Here is an 18,886-nt window from a genome sequence, read left to right as displayed (position 1 = left end):
GTAAGTCAATATATTTTCAAACAGGGATCAGTATAATTTCATTTACCGATGAACCATTATCTGAATTTCATCAACTATTAATCAGTTGCCTTCCTATTTAAAAACGACTACAATTTTACTGTTATATATATGAACGAAAAAAATAGAATAGGAGGGGAAACTATGCCAAGGAAAGTATGGCTATTAGTAGCTGGGATGATTATTAATGTCACGGGTGCTTCTTTTTTATGGCCTTTTAATACAATTTATTTGCATGATCACCTAGGAAAATCTTTATCTGTGGCCGGAATGGTATTAATGATCAACTCGCTTACTGGTGTAATCGGAAACTTGCTCGGCGGTGTTTTATTTGATAAATGGGGCGGTTATAAATCAACTTTAGTAGGAATTGTTATTACACTTATATCAATTTTAGGTCTTGTGTTCTTCCACGGTTGGCCGTTATATGTTGTGTGGCTAGCGTTAATCGGCTTCGGTTCTGGAATGGTCTTCCCATCGATGTATGCGATGGTTGGTACGGTTTGGCCAGAGGGCGGAAGACGGGCATTTAATGCGATGTACGTTGGACAAAATGTTGGTATTGCGATTGGAACAGCGTGTGGTGGATTAGTTGCATCATATCGTTTTGATTATATTTTCTTAGCGAATTTTATTTTATATTTTGTTTTCTTCTTAATTGCTTTTATTGGATTCCGTGGTATGGAAGACAAGAAAGAGCCAGGAGTGCAAAAGGAAATCGAAACGAAAAAAGGTTGGTCACTTACACCTGGATTTAAAGCACTTCTGATCGTGTGTGTAGCATATGCTTTATGCTGGGTTACATACGTACAGTGGCAAGGAGCGATTGCAACACATATGCAAGAATTGAATATTAGCCTTCGTCATTATAGTTTATTATGGACGATAAATGGAGCTATGATTGTTTGTGCGCAGCCACTTGTTAGTATGCTAATTCGCTGGATGAAGCGTTCTTTAAAACAGCAAATTATGATTGGAATCTTCATTTTTGCGGCGTCATTCATTGTGTTAAGTCAAGCGCAGCAATTTACGATGTTCCTCGTTGCGATGGTAACATTAACAATCGGTGAATTATTTGTGTGGCCAGCAGTTCCGACGATTGCAAATATACTTGCACCAAAAGATAAACTAGGTTTTTATCAAGGTGTTGTAAATAGCGCGGCGACTGTAGGGAAAATGTTCGGGCCGGTCGTTGGCGGAGCGATTGTTGATTTATACAATATGGAAGTATTGTTTATAGCAATCATGGTAATGCTTGTAGTAGCGCTTATAGCAACGAGCATGTATGATAAACGAGTAAAAGTAGAAGAAACAGTTGAAGAAAAAATTGCAGTTTAGTTTGACGGAACATGTAACATGTTTTAGAATATATTTAAATAAAACAACCTTTAGAACAAGGGAGATAGCTCGGCTGTCTTAAGACGAATTCGTTAGTTATTAAAAGTAACGATTAACCGAGAAGCCCCGCTTTAAGTAAGCTTTTTAGAGATACTAAGTGGAGGGTAGTTCACATTAACTCATATGTGTAATAACAGTGAGAAGGAGTAGTAGTAATAGAAGCTGGTTTAGAGAGTTGACGGTCGGTGCAAGTCAATCCACGTTTCGTTATGAACTCGCCTTTGAGTTGCAGTTGTGAAACTAATAGTAGCAATTGCCGTTAATCCACGTTACGGATCTAAGCGAATGTATATTTTTACATTAATTTAGGGTGGTACCGCGGGAATCTATAACCTCTCGTCCCTTTCTAGGGATGAGAGGTTTTTTGTATTTTGGGCGGTGAAAATAAATAGAATTTCAAGGAGGGTATCTCATGAGCTTTAATCATCAAGATATTGAGAAGAAGTGGCAAGGGTACTGGGAAGAGAATAAAACATTCCGTACGCCAGATGAGACAGAAAAACCAAAATTTTATGCACTAGATATGTTCCCATATCCATCAGGTGCAGGCCTACACGTAGGACATCCAGAAGGTTATACAGCGACAGATATTTTATCTCGTATGAAGCGTATGCAAGGGTATAACGTTCTTCATCCAATGGGATGGGATGCATTTGGTCTTCCAGCAGAGCAATATGCACTTGATACTGGAAATAGCCCAGCTGAATTTACAGAGCATAATATTAATACGTTCCGTAACCAAATTAAATCACTAGGTTTCTCTTATGATTGGGACCGTGAAGTAAATACAACAGATCCAAACTACTATAAGTGGACACAATGGATCTTCTTAAAACTATTTGAAAAAGGCTTAGCTTACGTTGATGAAGTACCTGTAAACTGGTGTCCAGCACTTGGTACAGTACTTGCAAATGAAGAAATCATTGACGGTAAGAGTGAGCGTGGTGGACATCCAGTTGAGCGTCGTCCGATGAGACAGTGGATGTTAAAAATTACAGCTTACGGAGATCGTCTATTAGAAGATCTAGATGAGCTTGATTGGCCAGAAAGCTTAAAAGATATGCAACGTAACTGGATCGGTCGTTCTGAAGGTGCAGAAGTACACTTCAATATCGATGGTACAGACGAGAAGTTCACAGTATTCACAACGCGCCCTGATACACTATTTGGTGCAACATACTGTGTACTAGCTCCGGAACATGCACTTGTTGCAGAAATTACAACAGCAGAACAAAAAGAAGCGGTAGAAGCTTACATTAACGCTGTAAAAATGAAGAGTGACCTAGAGCGTACAGAACTTGCGAAAGAGAAAACTGGTGTATTCACTGGTGCTTACGCAGTTAACCCAGTAAACGGTAAGAAATTACCAATCTGGATTGCTGACTATGTTCTTGCAACTTACGGAACAGGTGCCGTAATGGCAGTTCCAGCTCATGATGAGCGTGACTATGAATTCGCATCAGTATTCAATCTTCCGATGAAGGAAGTTGTAAAAGGCGGAGATATTACGAAAGAAGTGTACACAGGTGATGGTGCACACGTAAACTCAGCATTCCTTGATGGATTAAATAAAGAAGAAGCAATCGCAAAAATGATTGAATGGCTTGAAGTAACGAGCGCAGGAAATCAAAAAGTAACGTACCGTCTGCGTGACTGGTTATTCAGCCGTCAACGTTACTGGGGTGAGCCAATTCCGGTAATTCACTGGGAAGATGGGACAATGACAGCTGTGAAGGAAGAAGAATTACCATTAGTTCTTCCGAAAACAGAAAACATCCGTCCTTCAGGTACAGGTGAATCACCACTTGCTAACATTGACGAGTGGGTAAATGTTGTTGATCCTGAGACTGGTAAAAAAGGTCGTCGTGAAACAAATACAATGCCACAATGGGCTGGTAGCTGCTGGTATTACCTACGTTACATCGATCCAAACAATAGCGAAGCACTTGTAGATCCTGAAAAAGTAAAACAATGGCTTCCAGTTGATATTTATATCGGCGGAGCAGAGCATGCTGTACTTCACCTACTATATGCTCGTTTCTGGCATAAAGTATTATACGATATCGGGGTAGTTCCAACGAAAGAGCCGTTCCAACAATTATTCAACCAAGGTATGATTTTAGGTGAAAACAACGAGAAAATGAGTAAATCAAAAGGTAACGTTGTAAACCCTGATGATATCGTAGCAAGCCACGGTGCAGATACACTTCGTCTATACGAAATGTTCATGGGACCATTAGATGCTTCAATCGCTTGGTCTGAAAATGGTCTTGACGGAGCTCGTCGTTTCCTAGACCGCGTATGGCGTCTATTCGTTCAAGATAACGGTGAATTAAGTGAGAAAATTACTGACGCACCAAATAAAGAGCTTGAAAAAGCTTACCACCAAACAGTGAAGAAAGTAACAGAAGACTATGCAGAGCTTCGCTTCAACACAGCGATTTCTCAAATGATGGTATTCATCAATGATGCATACAAAGCTGAAACACTTCCGAAAGAATATGTAGAAGGTTTCGTAAAAATGATCGCACCAGTTGCACCTCACATCGGGGAAGAGCTATGGAGCAAACTTGGATATAATGAAACAATCACATATGCAAGCTGGCCAATATTTGATGAGTCTAAACTTGTAGAAGATGAAGTTGAAATCGTTGTTCAAGTTATGGGTAAAGTTCGCGCAAAACTAACAATGAGTAAAGACGCATCAAAAGAAGAAATGGAACAACTTGCACTTGAAGCAATTCAAGACCAAATTGAAGGGAAAACAGTTCGTAAAGTAATTGTTGTTCCTGGAAAACTTGTTAACGTTGTTGCAAACTAATTCATTCTAAATAAAAGCTCAGAGCATTTATGCTCTGAGCTTTTTTGTGTAGAAAATAATCTCTGAATCACTTTAGTCTAAGTTTTCAATTATTCCACTACGTATAAATAAAAGAGCGGAATTCCCATACAGACAAACACCTATTTTTCTATAGGAAATATGATAAAAAAGGTAGGCTAAATTGAGTAGAAGAGGTGAAAGGAATGAAAGGGATGGACAATAATGCACCACATGGCTTCTTCGGAGGTGAATCGGATAGTTATGAACAAATGATGTTAATGGGAGGGGCTGGCCAACAAGGATACGGTGGAATTCCGAGCTGGATGGGTGGAGCAGCAGGAGGGTTCCAAACATCGGTAGCTGGCATGCAAACTGGAATGCCTACATCAATGGGGGGCTTTTCGACATCAGGGGGTGGAATGCCTACAGTAACAGGAGGATTTCCGACATCAGTAGCTGGCGTACAGACAGGATTTCCAGTAGGAGCACCAACTACATTTCCTTCTTTCGTTGGAGGAGTGCAGACAGGATTCCCGGTACCGGGAGTGGGTGTTGTAGCTGGAGGAATAGGTGGGTATCCGCAAGTTGTTCACGGTCATCATGGACATCACCATCATCAAGGCCAACATGGTCATCATGGACACCATCATCACCAAGGTCACCACGGTCATCATGGACATCATCATCACCAAGGTCACCACGGTCATCATGGACATCATCATCACCAAGGTCACCACGGTCATCATGGACACCATCATGACCAAGGTCACCACGGTCATCAACAACAAGTACATCACCACGGTCACCACCACATTCATCCGCAAGCTGTTCTTTATCAAACTCACCAAGGCCATCAAGGCCATCAAGGCCATCAAGGCCATCAAGGCCATCAAGGCCATCAAGGCCATCAAGGCCATCAAGGCCATCAAGGCCATCAAGGCCATCAAGGCCATCAAGGCCATCACGGCCACCAAGGCCACCAAGGCCACCAAGGTCACCAAGGTCACCAAGGTCACCAAGGTCACCACGGTCAACACGGTCATCAAGGCCAACATGGTCAACAGCACCAACAGCACCAACAGCACCAACAATACCAACAATATCAACAATATCAACAGCAACAATCTTCTCCTTGGGCAGGTGGAATTGGAGCAGGAGCAGCAGGGGCAGCGGCAGGAGCAGCTAGCATTAGTGGAGCAGCAGGACACGCGGGACACGTGGGTCATTAATGAATTGCAGAAAAAAGACATAATAAAAAACTGCTAGGAAATCCTAGCAGTTTTTTTCAGCTTCTTTGCGCTGACGTTCGATTTCAGCACGAAGTTGTGGTTCTGGTGCTTGCCAGCCTTCTGGTTTTAGAATTTTGCCATCGCCTTCACGGAATCGGGGTTTTCCATCAGGGAATAGTTTTGCCATGTTTGCGTTATTTACAATTTCAAATCCTTTATCAGGACGTACGCCCATTTCGGCAAACGTTCCGAATGCAAAGTAAATAAGGTCAATCAGTGCATCGTATTGATCTTCAACAGTCGTTGCTTCTAGAAATTCTTCTAGCTCTTCTTGCATAAAACTTGCACGAATTTTTGCACGCTCTTCTGTTAGTTTTGTTGGAGTATTTTTCACAGGATGTCCGAACTCTTCATGCATTTTTGCAACAAGTTCGAATCCTTTATCTAAACCTTTTTCGTTTGCCATGTTGTTTCATCCTTTCTCGTTTTCTGCCGAATTTCATTGTAACATAAGGTGATTATGAAATGAAAAGAACATCTTATCGAAATAAGATGTTCGCTTGTTATTCTTCTTTTTTTATTAAAAGGGATAAAATAAGATCGATGCCAAAAATACCGACGAGTAACATTGGTATAACGACAAGTAAATAACGTGTGAAGGAAACATTTTTTAAGTATGTATGAGCAAATAAAAAGACGCCGAGAAATAAAATACCATTTAAAATAGGCTTTACTAATTTTTTAGACATAAGCTCCCCCATAAATATCTTCTCTCTCTATTTGATAATAAAAAACTCCTCTCTCCGTTGTATCATGCTGGAGAGAGGAGTTCAATCATTTCTCATTCAATTACACCAGAATTTGTAATGTCTACGGTGTATTTTATAGTAACTGGAACATCTTTGTACATTTGTTTCCACTCCTCTAATTTGAATGGGCGATAATGTTGCTTATATTTAGCTCCTAGCCCAAGAGGATCGACATCTAAAGATTTAAACTGCTTAATTAATTTCTTACCTTGTGTCTCCAATTGTTTTTGAACGACCTTCTCAATCTTTTTTGTGTTCTTAGCATTCTCTAAGTTAATCTGTTTCGATACTTCTTGAATACGAGCCTCAAGTTTAACATGAATGGAAAAGGAAGGCTTACCATTTTTTATTTTTATATCGTATGTTGGAATAGAACGAATATTATTAATCATTACGTACCCAGGATCTGCTTTAAATTCATGTGAATCTAACTTATGTTTTTCTAAAAGTCCTTTGAATATAAACATATCTTTTTCCGCGATTTTACCAACATATTTATCCTTTTTAAAAAGACCAATTCCCGTGATTTTTATTTTATCACCATGTTTCTTTAAAATTGGAATATAGTAGTCTTGCCCTTCTTGATAATAACGGAAAGCTCCTACATGCAGATTATCTGTTGGTAAAGGACCGGTCTCCATATTATGTTCTAGCATTTTTTTTATATAAATTGCAACGTTGGATGAAGTCGTGTACTTTCCTTTTAAGAGTTCAGTACCATTACCTTCAAGTAAAGCAACATATAAGGCATTCCCAATGTTTACATCACGAATTAATGTATCGAAGGAAGCAACCATTCCTTTCTTAGCAATTCGGGTGGTAAATAGAGCAACCCGCATTTGTCCGCTCGCAAATGGTTGAGAAGACTCTAAAGATGTGTCAGCTTTTACTTGTTTTACCGCATTTGCTGTTCCTTCAAAAACTTGAACTTTGTTCCCTTTTTGCTGAATAGGACAAACAAATGTTACCTTTATTTTATTATCTTTTGCTACATCGAAGACAGTTCCTTGGATAAGGTGTACGTCATCGATAATATTTTTTTGTAAACATCCAGTTAGACTAAAGAGTGTTATACAAGAGATAAGTATTAATTTATTTTTGATTTTTTCCATTTTCTTTTCACCCACACAATAATAAATAGAATTGGGATGTATACATAAATGAGCCAAAAGCTTCCTTTTGATGCATTACTAATAAAATTATTAATATCGTGTCTGTTTGTTAAAAGTTGTGAAACAATGAGGGTGATAAACATAAAAGCGATTAAAACACCTCTTTGTTTTACACGGAATATTTCGTGCGTTGCTCTCGTTGCCGCCCACAAAGGTAGAATGAAACTTGTAATAATAACGAGGGCATAAGCTGAAATTGCGATATATTCTAGCCTTTCTATGAATGGTAATTGAATAACTTGGGTCATAGAAAGTTGGGCCCATATCGTTTTTAATAATTGTTTTTCACTAAAAAACGAAAAGGCTAAAAGGGTGCTAAATAAATATAGAAGGTTTGAAAATAGTGCCCCATATTGAGCAAATTTATGAGATTGTTTAGGGTTTTTCACAAATGGATAAACCATGAGGTAAATCTCAAAACCAGTCATACTGTAGATTGACAGTTGAGCGGATTTTAAAATATCTGAAAAAGAATGTGTGAAAATAGGTAGTAAATTCTCCCAATGTGAGTATTTCAAAACAAATAAGCTTAGAAATAAATACCCTAGCGTACCACCAACAGAGATGACGCAAATGCCAGTAATGACACGAAATCCAGAAGAAATGATGTAATAGCTAACTAGGCATAAAAAGAGTGTTAACATAAAGGTGGAGGCAGTTGGGAACATCCATACTTGAATAATTTCAACGTATGTTCGAATAACCGAAATACTGACGATTAAAAAATAAGTTGCAAAGATGATATTAAAGACGTTTCCTATCCACTTTCCAAAGGTTTGTCGTTGTAAATCAATTAAATTCCCGTTTGTTTCTTTTAATAAAAAATACATCATCCATATAAGAATTTGGATACAGAGTCCTGTGATTAGAACGCCCATCCAGCCGTCGTATCCAGCGGCCTTTGCGGTGATTCGAGCAAATCCGAGAACGCCAGCTCCAAACTGTGCACCGTGAATTAAGAAGAAAACAAAGGTAGGAGATATTTGATATTTTTCTTGAACTTTACTCATCAATGCACCTCATCTCTTAATCATCAAAGTCTGATCTATGTTTTGTTGAAATTCCTTTAGCAGCTTTTTTTACATGTTGTGGTCTTGCCTGCACATCTCTTGTATCAATCATTGTTAATGGGAAACGAATCCAAGAATCTTTAACCGATTGTTGTCTTGTCGGATAAAACAAAGCGTACGGCTTGCGTAAGGAAGTAAGTCTAAATAGATGAGTAAATAAAAAGATAAATCCAAGAGAAATACCGAAAAGTCCACCTATTTCTGCAAATATGAGAAACGGGAAGCGTAGTAATCGAACAGCATTACCCATTTTATAAATAGGTGTAATAAAGGAAGCAAGTGCTGATAAGGCAACGATAATTAATAAAATGTTACTCGTTAAACCAGCTTGTACAGATGCTTGTCCGATTACGATACCGCCTACAATACCGAGCGTTTGACCAACTTTCATCGGTAACCTCGCGCCAGCCTCTCTTAATAAATCGATTGCGAGTTCTAAAAAGAGTGCTTCAATTAAAGGTGGGAATGGTACTTGCGCCCTTGATAAAATCAAAGTTTCAAGTAAATCACTTGGAATAAGTTCATAATGATAATTTAAAACTGCAACGTATAACGGTGTAGCACAGATAGAAAATAGAACAGCGATAAGGCGTAAAATGCGTGAAAATGTAGCGTATAACCAAGAGACGTTATAGTCTTCTGGTGAAATGAAAAAATCGAAATAGGATACAGGTGTTAGTAAAACACTTGGAGAACCATCCACAAAAATAGCAATTTTCCCATCAATGAGTGCTTTTGTCACCCTATCAGTACGTTCTGTATTGATATAGAGAGGGAAAATCGACTTTTCACCCATAAGTTCTTGTATATAAGCGCTATCATTAATTTGATCATATTCAAGAGCACGTAATGACTCCTCGAGAAAATCTATATTATCTTTTTCGGCGAGGTTGTCTAAATACATCATGACAACTTTCGTTTTGGAAAATTCGCCGACAATCATTTCTTTTGTTTGTAAATCTAAAACAGGAAGGCGTTTTCGTACTAAATTAATATTCGTATCAATAGCTTCTACAAAGCCTTCTTGTGGACCGATAACTGTTGATTCATTTAATGGAGGGCTTGGTGCCCGGTAAGTATCAATTGCAATGTTTGCAAGCATACACTTTTGATCTTGCTGATTCAATTGAATAATCGCATGTCCCTTTAAAACCATGTCCTCAATTTTTTGTAAGTCGTTCGTAATTGTAATGCCGCTCATCGGAATATGTTCTTTTAGTTGTTCTAGAGAAGCACAGGGTTTCTCTAAAAGAGTGGGCATTAAATATTTCTGTAATTTCTCTCCATCAAGTGAAGGGCGATAGTAAGAAATCCAATAAGGCATCGTTTCATCGTCAGATGTATGGTAATTAATAAAATCACTAGACTTTTTAAGTTTCTCTATTAAATCTTGTAGAGAATGAATACGGTCTTTTTCTGGTTTGGTAAAGTCATAAATACTATTACCTCCAGAGCTTTGTTGCTTACTTTGAGAAGAATCACCTTGTTTAGCACTTTGTTGCTTATCCCGAGAAGAATCATCTTGCTTAGAGTTTTGCTGTTTCTCTTGAGAAGAGTCATCTTGCTTAGAGTTTTGCTGTTTCTCTTGAGAAGAGTCATCTTGCTTAGAGTTTAGTTGTTTCTCCTGAGAAGAGTCATCTTGCTTAGAGTTTAGTTGTTTCTCCTGAGAAGAGTCATCTTGCTTAGAGTTTAGTTGTTTCTCCTGAGAAGAGTCATCTTGCTTAGAGTTTTGCTGTTTCTCTTGAGAAGAGTCATCTTGCTCGTTATTTTTACCTTTAGTATGTTTCATACTTCTAGTCTGTTCTTTGTTATCGTCATCTGGATTGTTAGACTGCTGCTCCCAGTTATCGGCTTCTTTTGCCTCTGTTGTATTTGATTTTTTTTTCTTACGAAACCAATTCCAAATCATATGTATGCCCTCTTTAATTGTGTAATATAGTGCTATTTTGTGGCTAATTTTGTATATTATTCATTTATTTATGAAAAGAAGGAGGAGATTGGTTTACATAGAAAAAAACCTTTAGTAAGCAGTTCATACTATAACGGGGAGAGGAAGAGTCTGTGCAAATTGTAAAAAAGGAGAAGTTTGTTTTAAAAGAATTTACGTTTGAAAATGGTAGGGAAATTCCTGTTCAAATGGGATACGAGACATATGGTACGTTGAATAGAGAAAGGTCAAATGTGATTTTGGTTTGTCATTATTTTAGTGCAACAAGTCATGCGGCAGGAAAATATACAGTGCATGATGAGGAGTCTGGTTGGTGGGATGGGCTCATTGGACCTGGAAAAGCAATTGATACAAATAAGTATTTTGTTATATGTACGGATAATCTTTGTAATGTGCAGGTGAAGAATCCATATGTGATTACAACAGGACCGAAATCGATTAACCCAGAAACTGGAGAAGAATATGCTATGGATTTTCCGGTTTTTACATTTCTTGATGTAGCTCGTATGCAATATGAGTTAATAAAAGGTATGGGAATTTCAAGGTTACACGCTGTAATCGGACCGTCGGCGGGGGGAATGATTGCACAACAATGGGCGGTTCACTATCCACATATGGTAGAGCGGATGATTGGCGTTATTACGAACCCACAAAATCCAATTATTACGTCTGTAAACGTAGCACAAAATGCGATTGAGGCAATTCAACTGGATCCAAGTTGGAAAGATGGAAAATACGGAGAAGAGCAGCCGATAAAGGGGCTTCATTTAGCAAATAGAATGATGTTTATGAATGCGTTTGATGAGCATTTTTATGAAATGGCATTTCCTCGTAATAGTATAGAGATAGAACCTTATGAAAAGTTTTCTACATTAACATCATTTGAAAAAGAGATAAATAAAGCGACATATAGAAGTATAGAGTTAGTAGATGCAAATTCATGGATGTATACTGCGAAGGCGGTTTTATTGCATGATATTGCACATGGGTTTTCTTCACTAGAAGAATCTCTTTCTAACATAGAAGCGAATGTACTTATGATTCCGTGCAAACAAGATTTGCTTCAGCCGCCACGTTATAATTATAAAATGTTAGACATTTTGCAAAAACAAGGAAAATATGCGGAAGTGTATGAGATAGAAAGTATAAATGGGCATATGGCAGGAGCATTTGATATTCATTTATTTGAAAAGAAAATTTATGAATTTTTAAATCGGAAAGTATCTAGTTTTGTGTAGGAAATAAATTATGTGAAAAAGGTGCAATATGTGTAGTAGGCACCTTTTTTTACATGATTTGTAGACGGAATATATATGTAGCGATTGCTATGCCGAAGAACGCTATACTAAGTAATAGAAATAAGAATGACATTTCTTGGGGAGATTTTATCTTTTTATTATTTTGCATACTAAGTGCAATAATTGCAGCGATTAAGAACACAATGCCCATAATGAAAAGAAAAAGCGACATTTTAATCGACTCCTTTCATAAAACAAGTATATTGAGGATACAATGTGCTAGTTATGTTTGTAAAGAATAAGTTTTGCGAGAAAATTGAGAAATAGCTTTTCGATTCTTTGCGTTCTTTCTTTTGCATGCTAAAATTGGTAGAGAATGTTTGTGGAAAAGAAACTAAAGGTTTTATTGTATATAAGGAGGAACTACATATGACAGAAGTTAAAACAATTACTACAGAAGAGGTACAAGTGCGTTTAGAAAATGGAGAAACGTTATTTCTAGTAGACGTAAGAGAAGATGAAGAAGTAGCGGCAGGAAAGATTCCAGAAGCTGTACATATTAAAATGGGCGATATCCCACATAAAGTAGACTTCTTTAATAAAGAGAATGAATATATCTTTATTTGTCGTTCAGGAATGCGCAGTGAAAATGTATGTCATTATTTAAATGAGCAAGGATTTAAAACAGTGAACATGGTTGGCGGTATGCTTCAATATGAAGGTGAAACGAAATAGTTAATAGTTAAAAACTTGAAACGAGTCTGTTTCAAGTTTTTTTCTTTTGCATACAGTATAAAAAAGGAGGAGGGGTAAATGGGGGTTAATTTGCGTAAAGTAAAAATTATTAATAATACAGGAGCTGTTAATGTTGGTGACTGTTATGATATCTCGCCTTTAGCTGTGGCGAAAGTATATGCAGGAGCTGGAGGATCGAGTGCGGCTATTTTTTTAAATGGAAAAAGACAGCCAGAAGCGGTGATTAGAACATCGGTATTTCTTCCGCCTTTGGCAACGAGTACACGTACGTTAGGTTCATAAAGGAAAGGTAGAGTGTAATTATGCCTGCGCATATAAAAGAGTTTGTTATTGTTAATAATACTGGGAATATATTTACAGGTGATAATTTGAGTGATACTTCATTTACTGCTACGAAATCGTATAGTGGTTCAATGGGGTGTACTTGGATTGATGTTGTTACAGTAATAGGGACAGAAACGAAGCTTTGTTTACAGCCGGGAGATTCGGTGACGACGACATATACAAGGGGCACCCCTGCTGGTACTGTAACAGGAACAAATATGGGGCAAAGTGTAAATACATCGGGTATAGCGCAAGCTGTCCCTAATACAGATAATATGGATTCAATTGCAGGACTCCCTTAAGGAATTAAGGGAGTTTTATTTATTTGAAATAAAAATAGTCTTGGAGATTATTTTTGTAAATAGATTAAGAAGAGGTTTATTTATTATGAAAAAGACGGTTTGTAGGTGGTGAAAGTGTGAAGAATCGTGATAATAAAGGGAAACAACAATCTAATTTTAGAATTCCACCAGAACTTATTGGTCCTACTTTTCCTCCTGTTCCAACTGGATTTACGGGTATAGGGATTACTGGTCCAACAGGTCCACAAGGTCCGACTGGACCGCAAGGACCGAGAGGATTTCAAGGTCCAATGGGAGAGATGGGTCCGACTGGACCTCAAGGTGTGCAAGGGATTCAAGGTCCAGTTGGACCAATAGGTGCAACTGGACCAGAAGGGCAGCAGGGAGCACAAGGATTGAGAGGACCACAAGGAGAAACTGGAGCGACAGGACCTCAAGGTGTGCAAGGGTTACAAGGTCCGATTGGTCCAACGGGAGCGACTGGGGCACAAGGTATACAAGGGATACAGGGATTGCAAGGGCCAATTGGAGCGACAGGACCTGAGGGACCTCAAGGAATTCAAGGCGTCCAAGGGTTACCGGGTGCAACTGGTCCACAAGGAATACAAGGAGCACAAGGGATACAAGGAACACAAGGACCGAGTGGAAATACAGGTGCAACCGGAGCAACGGGTCAGGGGCTAACAGGTCCGACTGGAATAACAGGCCCAACTGGGATAACTGGACCATCTGGAGGACCTCCTGGCCCGACGGGGCCAACTGGTGCGACAGGTCCGGGTGGCGGACCGAGTGGGAGTACAGGTGCGACTGGAGCAACGGGGGATACTGGGGCTACAGGAAGTACAGGTGTAACAGGAGCAACGGGAACTACAGGTCCGACTGGAAGTACGGGAGCACAGGGCTTGCAAGGAATACAAGGTATTCAAGGGTCAATTGGCCCAACAGGTCCAGAAGGACCGCAGGGGATTCAAGGTATTCCTGGTCCGACAGGAATAACTGGTGAACAAGGAATCCAAGGGGTTCAGGGTATTCAAGGGGTAACGGGAGCAACAGGGGATCAAGGTCCACAAGGTATACAGGGGGCTATAGGGCCTCAAGGGGTCACAGGAGCAACAGGAGATCAAGGTCCACAAGGAATACAAGGAGTACCAGGGCCATCAGGAGCAACGGGACCACAGGGAGTTCAAGGGATACAAGGTCCGATGGGTGATATAGGACCAACAGGTCCAGAAGGCCCAGAGGGACTTCAGGGCCCGCAAGGAATACAAGGAGTGCCAGGACCAGTTGGAGCAACGGGTCCAGAGGGTCCTCAGGGGATACAAGGTATTCAAGGACCGGTAGGAACAACAGGCCCACAAGGTCCACAAGGAATACAGGGAATACAAGGTGTGCAAGGGATAACGGGAGCAACTGGAGTACAAGGAGCAACTGGAATTCAAGGGATACAAGGGGAAATAGGAGCAACGGGTCCAGAGGGTCCCCAAGGAGTGCAAGGTGCTCAAGGGGAGATTGGTCCAACAGGTCCGATGGGTCCCCAAGGTGTGCAAGGAGTACAAGGAATTCAAGGAGCGACGGGCGCACAAGGAGTGCAAGGTCCACAGGGAATTCAAGGAATCCAAGGTCCGACGGGGGCAACAGGAGATACAGGAGCAACAGGTGCGACAGGGGAAGGAACTACAGGCCCAACTGGAATAACGGGAGCAACAGGGGTAACGGGACCTTCTGGAGGACCAGCAGGACCGTCCGGCCCAACAGGGCCATCAGGTCCGACGGGAGTAACTGGTCCATCGGGTGGACCACCTGGCCCGACAGGAGCAACTGGTGCGACAGGAGTAACAGGGGATACTGGTGCGACAGGCTCAACTGGAGTGACAGGAGCGACAGGAGAAACGGGAGCAACCGGAGTGACAGGGTTACAAGGTCCTCAAGGAATACAAGGTGTGCAAGGAGATATTGGTCCAACTGGTCCGCAAGGGATACAAGGTCCGCAAGGGATACAAGGAGTAACTGGTGCGACAGGAGATCAAGGACCACAGGGAATCCAAGGCCCGCAAGGAATCCAAGGTCCAACCGGTCCCCAAGGAATTCAAGGGGAACAAGGCCCTCAAGGGATTCAAGGAGCAACCGGAGCCACGGGAGCACAAGGCCCACAGGGGATTCAAGGAATTCAAGGGATCCAAGGTCCGACCGGTCCTCAAGGCCCAACAGGAATACAAGGGGTACAAGGAGAGATAGGTCCAACCGGTCCTCAAGGTGTGCAAGGATTGCAAGGTCCCCAAGGTCCTACAGGGGACACAGGGGCAACGGGAGCGCAAGGTCCCCAAGGAGTTCAAGGGATACAAGGTCCAACGGGAGCTACAGGAGCAACAGGAGCGACAGGTCCACAAGGAATTCAAGGCCCAACAGGGGCTACAGGAGCAACAGGTTCCCAAGGACCAACTGGAAATACAGGTCCAACAGGTTCACAAGGAATACAAGGTCCAACTGGTCCAACAGGAGCTGGAGCAACCGGAGCAACAGGAGCGACCGGGGCGACTGGAGTCAGTACAACTGCAACATATGCATTTGCGAATAATACATCAGGAAGTATTATTTCTGTTTTGTTAGGTGGCACGAATATTCCGTTACCAAACAATCAAAATATTGGACCAGGAATAACCGTTAGTGGTGGAAATACTGTATTTACAGTTGCGAATGCAGGAAACTATTATATAGCCTATACAATTAATTTAACGGCAGGATTACTTGTAAGTTCCCGTATAACTGTAAATGGCAGTCCGCTTGCGGGAACGATAAACTCTCCGGCAGTGGCTGCAGGTTCATTTAGTGCAACAATAATCGCTAACTTGCCTGCTGGAGCTGCAGTTAGTTTACAATTATTTGGAGTAATTGCGTTGGCTACATTATCTACGGCAACGCCAGGGGCTACTCTAACGATTATTAGATTAAGTTAATAAGCAGAAAACCTTGAAACTTTTATGTTTCAAGGTTTTTTTATCCTTGTATCTGGAAGTAAACCTCGTTAACCAGGGGGAGTGGATACCCTCTAATTATTTAAAGTTTCACTTTATTCACTTGGGCAAAAACATCGCAGTCCGAAAATATATTATAATAGAATGAAAAGAAAGAAATTTGGCAGAAAGGGAGGGTGGCGATGCAGGAGATGGTTAAAGATTTTTTTGGACGCCCACTTCAAGATTTACGTATATCTGTCATTGATCGTTGCAATTTTAGATGTACATATTGTATGCCGGCGGAAATATTTGGGCCAGATTATGCTTTTTTGAAAGATGAGTTTTTACTAACTTTTGATGAAATTGAGCGTTTGGCAAAATTATTTGTTAACATCGGTGTACGAAAAATTAGAATTACTGGCGGTGAGCCACTGCTTCGTAAAGATTTAACAAAACTGATTGCACGTCTCGTGAAAATTGATGGGCTAATAGATATAGGGTTAACGACAAATGCTATCCATTTAACGAAACAAGCGAAGGCATTAAAAGAAGCTGGATTACATAGAGTGAATGTTAGTTTAGATGCGATAGATGACGACATATTTAGGAATATTAATGGTCGAAATATTAATACGAAACCGGTGATTAAGGGAATTATAGCAGCTAAAGAGGCGGGGCTGGAAGTAAAGGTAAATATGGTTGTGAAAAAAGGGATGAACGATCATCAAGTACTTCCGATGGCTGCGTATTTTAAAGAGCAAGGAATCACGCTTAGGTTTATTGAGTTTATGGATGTTGGTAGTACAAATGGGTGGAATTTTGATCAAGTGGTTACAAAACGAGAATTGATTGAGATGATTCATAAGGTGTATCCGCTTGAGCCAGCTGAAGTCCATTACTTTGGTGAAGTTGCGAAGCGATATCGGTACGTTGGAACAAATGTTGAAGTTGGTTTTATTACATCTGTTTCTGAGTCATTTTGTGCCTCTTGTACGAGGGCAAGAATTTCGGCAGATGGAAAGTTTTATACGTGCTTATTTGCGACAGAGGGTTTGAATGTAAGAGAACTTCTTAGAGGAAATCTTTCGGATGAGGAGTTATTAAGTGTTATACAAGATGTATGGATGAATAGAAAAGATAGGTATTCGGATGAACGGACAGAAGAAAGTGCAAAAAATCGTCCGAAAATCGAAATGTCTTATATAGGAGGATAAGAAAGGGGGCTATCGCATGCAGGAGCGATATTCAAGACAAATATTATTTTCTGGTGTTAGAGAAGAAGGACAGAGAAAAATAAGAGAGAAGCATGTGCTTATTATTGGTGCTGGTGCTCTCGGTGCGGCAAATGCAGAAGCGATTGTTAGAGCAGGTGTTGGAAAAGTAACGATTGCTGATCGTGATTATGTAGAATGGAGTAATTTACAAAGACAACAACTATATACGGAAGAAGATGCAAAGCAGTATAAACCGAAGGCGATAGCGGCTGCAGAACATTTACAAGCGATTAATTCTGAGGTGGAAATAAATCCAGTTGTGACGGATGTAACGGTGCAAGAAATGGAAGAGCTAGTGCGTGATGTAGATTTAATATTAGATGCGACAGATAATTTTGAAACGCGTCTTCTTATTAATGATATTTCACAAAAGTATAATATTCCGTGGATATATGGTGGGTGTGTCGGAAGTTACGGAGTAACGTATACAATTTTACCAGGGAAAACACCGTGTTTTCGCTGTTTAATGGAGCATCCGGCGAGCGGAGCAACATGTGACACAGCTGGTATTATACAACCGGCAGTACAATTAGTAGTTGCGCATCAAATTACGGAAGCGCTGAAAATATTAGTAGAAGACTTTGGGGCGCTTCGTGAAACGATGTTATCATTTGATCTTTGGAATAATCAACAGATGGCATTTAAAGTGAATAGGCAGAAAAAAGATACTTGTTTATCTTGCGGAAGGTTACGTACATATCCGAGTTTAACATTTGAAGCACAAACAAAAACAGAAGTGTTATGTGGGCGAAATACAGTACAAATTCGCCCGGGTGTGCGGAAGAATTTTAATTTAGAAGAAATTAAAAAGCGCTTACAAAGAAGTGTAGAGATAAAGGCGACACCTTATCTATTATCATTTCCGGTAGAAGAATATCGTTTTGTTTTATTTACAGATGGCAGGGCGTTCATTCATGGGACGAATGATATGAATGTAGCGAAAAGTTTATATGCAAGATATATAGGTTGAACCTAAAGGAAATCCTTTAGGTTCAACGGAGAGAGGATTATGAATTTCTCGTATAATCTCCACTTTTTCCACCTGTTTTTTCAAGTAAGTATGTTTCGCCGATAATCATACCTTTATCGACAGCTTTACACATATCATACACAGTAAGAGCGGTAGCGGAAGCAGCTGTTAAAGCTTCCATTTCAACACCGGTGCTACCTTCTGTTTTAACTTTTACTTCAATGAGTAAACGATATTGTTCTTCTGATTGTTTCCAATCAAAAGAAACGTCAACACCTTTTAATAATAAAGGATGGCACATTGGGATAATATCAGAAGTTCGTTTCGCAGCCATAATGCCTGCGATTTGCGCAACTGCTAATACGTCACCTTTCCCAATTTCATTGTGAGAGATTTTATCGTAAATTTCTTTCGTAACGACAATGCTAGAGCACGCAATTGCTGTTCGAACGGTTGCTTTTTTGTCACTTATATCAACCATTTTTGCGCGTCCTTGGTCATTAAAATGTGTAAATGAAGACATGGAATTCCTCCTTGAAGTAATTTCTATTGAATACATAAAGTTTAATCGAGATAAAAAAAATTGCAAATATGAGGTGAGAA

Annotated in this window: 17 protein-coding genes and 1 other annotated feature; of the genes, 10 read left to right on the top strand and 7 right to left on the bottom strand. The window is 40.0% G+C overall.

The genetic code is table 11. The annotated features are described in order from the left end of the window. The first annotated feature begins 162 nt into the window (after window positions 1-162). From NZ044_RS23335 to NZ044_RS23325, 3 genes are all read left to right on the top strand, one after another. Window positions 163-1,356 (top strand): MDR family MFS transporter, encoded by a 1,194-nt coding sequence (locus NZ044_RS23335; RefSeq protein ID WP_098506055.1) that lies wholly within the window; start codon window positions 163-165, stop codon window positions 1,354-1,356. Window positions 1,357-1,543: 187 nt separating this feature from the next. Further along, window positions 1,544-1,763 (top strand) — a binding site (T-box leader). Between the two features lie 65 nt (window positions 1,764-1,828). After that, window positions 1,829-4,237, top strand: a complete 2,409-nt coding sequence (gene leuS, locus NZ044_RS23330; protein ID WP_098506060.1) for a leucine--tRNA ligase — start codon at window positions 1,829-1,831, stop codon at window positions 4,235-4,237. 203 nt (window positions 4,238-4,440) lie between these two features. Beyond that, a complete protein-coding gene (locus NZ044_RS23325) occupies window positions 4,441-5,466 on the top strand; it encodes a hypothetical protein (RefSeq protein ID WP_277512703.1) in 1,026 nt (341 codons plus the stop codon). 43 nt (window positions 5,467-5,509) lie between these two features. Here the strand turns inward: NZ044_RS23325 and NZ044_RS23320 are convergent, their stop codons facing one another. The 5 genes from NZ044_RS23320 to NZ044_RS23300 form a co-directional block, all read right to left on the bottom strand. Continuing rightward, window positions 5,510-5,932 carry a hypothetical protein gene (locus NZ044_RS23320; protein ID WP_001262632.1) on the bottom strand — a complete coding sequence of 141 codons (423 nt, stop codon included), beginning with the start codon at window positions 5,930-5,932 and terminating at the stop codon, window positions 5,510-5,512. Window positions 5,933-6,029: 97 nt separating this feature from the next. Further along, entirely contained in the window at window positions 6,030-6,215 is a 186-nt protein-coding gene (locus NZ044_RS23315) for a hypothetical protein (RefSeq protein WP_000038780.1), read from the bottom strand. Window positions 6,216-6,307: 92 nt separating this feature from the next. After that, complete coding sequence (locus NZ044_RS23310; protein WP_000411348.1) at window positions 6,308-7,387, bottom strand: Ger(x)C family spore germination protein; 1,080 nt, start codon at window positions 7,385-7,387, stop codon at window positions 6,308-6,310. Continuing rightward, window positions 7,363-8,457: a spore germination protein gene (locus tag NZ044_RS23305; protein WP_000049080.1), complete on the bottom strand. Its 1,095-nt coding sequence runs from the start codon at window positions 8,455-8,457 to the stop codon at window positions 7,363-7,365. The genes NZ044_RS23310 and NZ044_RS23305 overlap by 25 nt, the downstream gene beginning before the upstream one ends. A gap of 16 nt (window positions 8,458-8,473) precedes the next feature. After that, the gene (locus tag NZ044_RS23300; RefSeq protein WP_277512699.1) at window positions 8,474-10,426 is read right to left on the bottom strand and encodes a spore germination protein; all 1,953 of its coding nucleotides are present in this window, start codon (window positions 10,424-10,426) and stop codon (window positions 8,474-8,476) included. A 152-nt stretch (window positions 10,427-10,578) separates the two neighbouring features. Here NZ044_RS23300 and NZ044_RS23295 point away from each other — a divergent pair, with 152 nt between their 5' ends. Beyond that, window positions 10,579-11,703 (top strand): alpha/beta fold hydrolase, encoded by a 1,125-nt coding sequence (locus NZ044_RS23295; RefSeq protein WP_098506076.1) that lies wholly within the window; start codon window positions 10,579-10,581, stop codon window positions 11,701-11,703. Window positions 11,704-11,752: 49 nt separating this feature from the next. Here the strand turns inward: NZ044_RS23295 and NZ044_RS23290 are convergent, their stop codons facing one another. Continuing rightward, window positions 11,753-11,935, bottom strand: coding sequence for a hypothetical protein (locus tag NZ044_RS23290; protein ID WP_000051780.1), 183 nt, complete (start codon window positions 11,933-11,935; stop codon window positions 11,753-11,755). Between the two features lie 197 nt (window positions 11,936-12,132). On the opposite strand from NZ044_RS23290, the gene NZ044_RS23285 reads away from it, so the two are divergent. The 6 genes from NZ044_RS23285 to NZ044_RS23260 all read left to right on the top strand — a co-directional run bounded on the left by NZ044_RS23285 (window position 12,133) and on the right by NZ044_RS23260 (window position 18,283). Next, window positions 12,133-12,438, top strand: a complete 306-nt coding sequence (locus NZ044_RS23285; protein ID WP_000141224.1) for a rhodanese-like domain-containing protein — start codon at window positions 12,133-12,135, stop codon at window positions 12,436-12,438. A gap of 78 nt (window positions 12,439-12,516) precedes the next feature. After that, a complete protein-coding gene (locus NZ044_RS23280) occupies window positions 12,517-12,741 on the top strand; it encodes a spore germination protein (RefSeq protein WP_000538719.1) in 225 nt (74 codons plus the stop codon). A gap of 20 nt (window positions 12,742-12,761) precedes the next feature. Continuing rightward, window positions 12,762-13,085, top strand: coding sequence for a hypothetical protein (locus tag NZ044_RS23275; RefSeq protein WP_001110864.1), 324 nt, complete (start codon window positions 12,762-12,764; stop codon window positions 13,083-13,085). A 116-nt stretch (window positions 13,086-13,201) separates the two neighbouring features. Beyond that, window positions 13,202-16,039: a BclA-related collagen-like exosporium protein gene (locus tag NZ044_RS23270; RefSeq protein WP_340950004.1), complete on the top strand. Its 2,838-nt coding sequence runs from the start codon at window positions 13,202-13,204 to the stop codon at window positions 16,037-16,039. Between the two features lie 200 nt (window positions 16,040-16,239). Continuing rightward, window positions 16,240-17,253 (top strand): GTP 3',8-cyclase MoaA, encoded by a 1,014-nt coding sequence (gene moaA / locus NZ044_RS23265; RefSeq protein WP_001157112.1) that lies wholly within the window; start codon window positions 16,240-16,242, stop codon window positions 17,251-17,253. A 16-nt stretch (window positions 17,254-17,269) separates the two neighbouring features. Beyond that, on the top strand, window positions 17,270-18,283 hold the full coding sequence (locus tag NZ044_RS23260) for a molybdopterin-synthase adenylyltransferase MoeB (protein WP_001158115.1): 1,014 nt from the start codon (window positions 17,270-17,272) through the stop codon (window positions 18,281-18,283). Between the two features lie 37 nt (window positions 18,284-18,320). Here NZ044_RS23260 and moaC read toward each other — a convergent pair whose 3' ends face one another. Continuing rightward, window positions 18,321-18,806: a cyclic pyranopterin monophosphate synthase MoaC gene (moaC, locus tag NZ044_RS23255; RefSeq protein ID WP_000094146.1), complete on the bottom strand. Its 486-nt coding sequence runs from the start codon at window positions 18,804-18,806 to the stop codon at window positions 18,321-18,323. Window positions 18,807-18,886: the final 80 nt, after the last annotated feature.

Source organism: Bacillus sp. FSL K6-1338 (assembly GCF_038006965.1).
Taxonomy (GTDB): domain Bacteria; phylum Bacillota; class Bacilli; order Bacillales; family Bacillaceae_G; genus Bacillus_A; species Bacillus_A thuringiensis_S.
The sequence above is the reverse complement of the archived record's forward strand: the minus strand, read 5'-3'. Positions and strand labels throughout refer to the sequence as shown.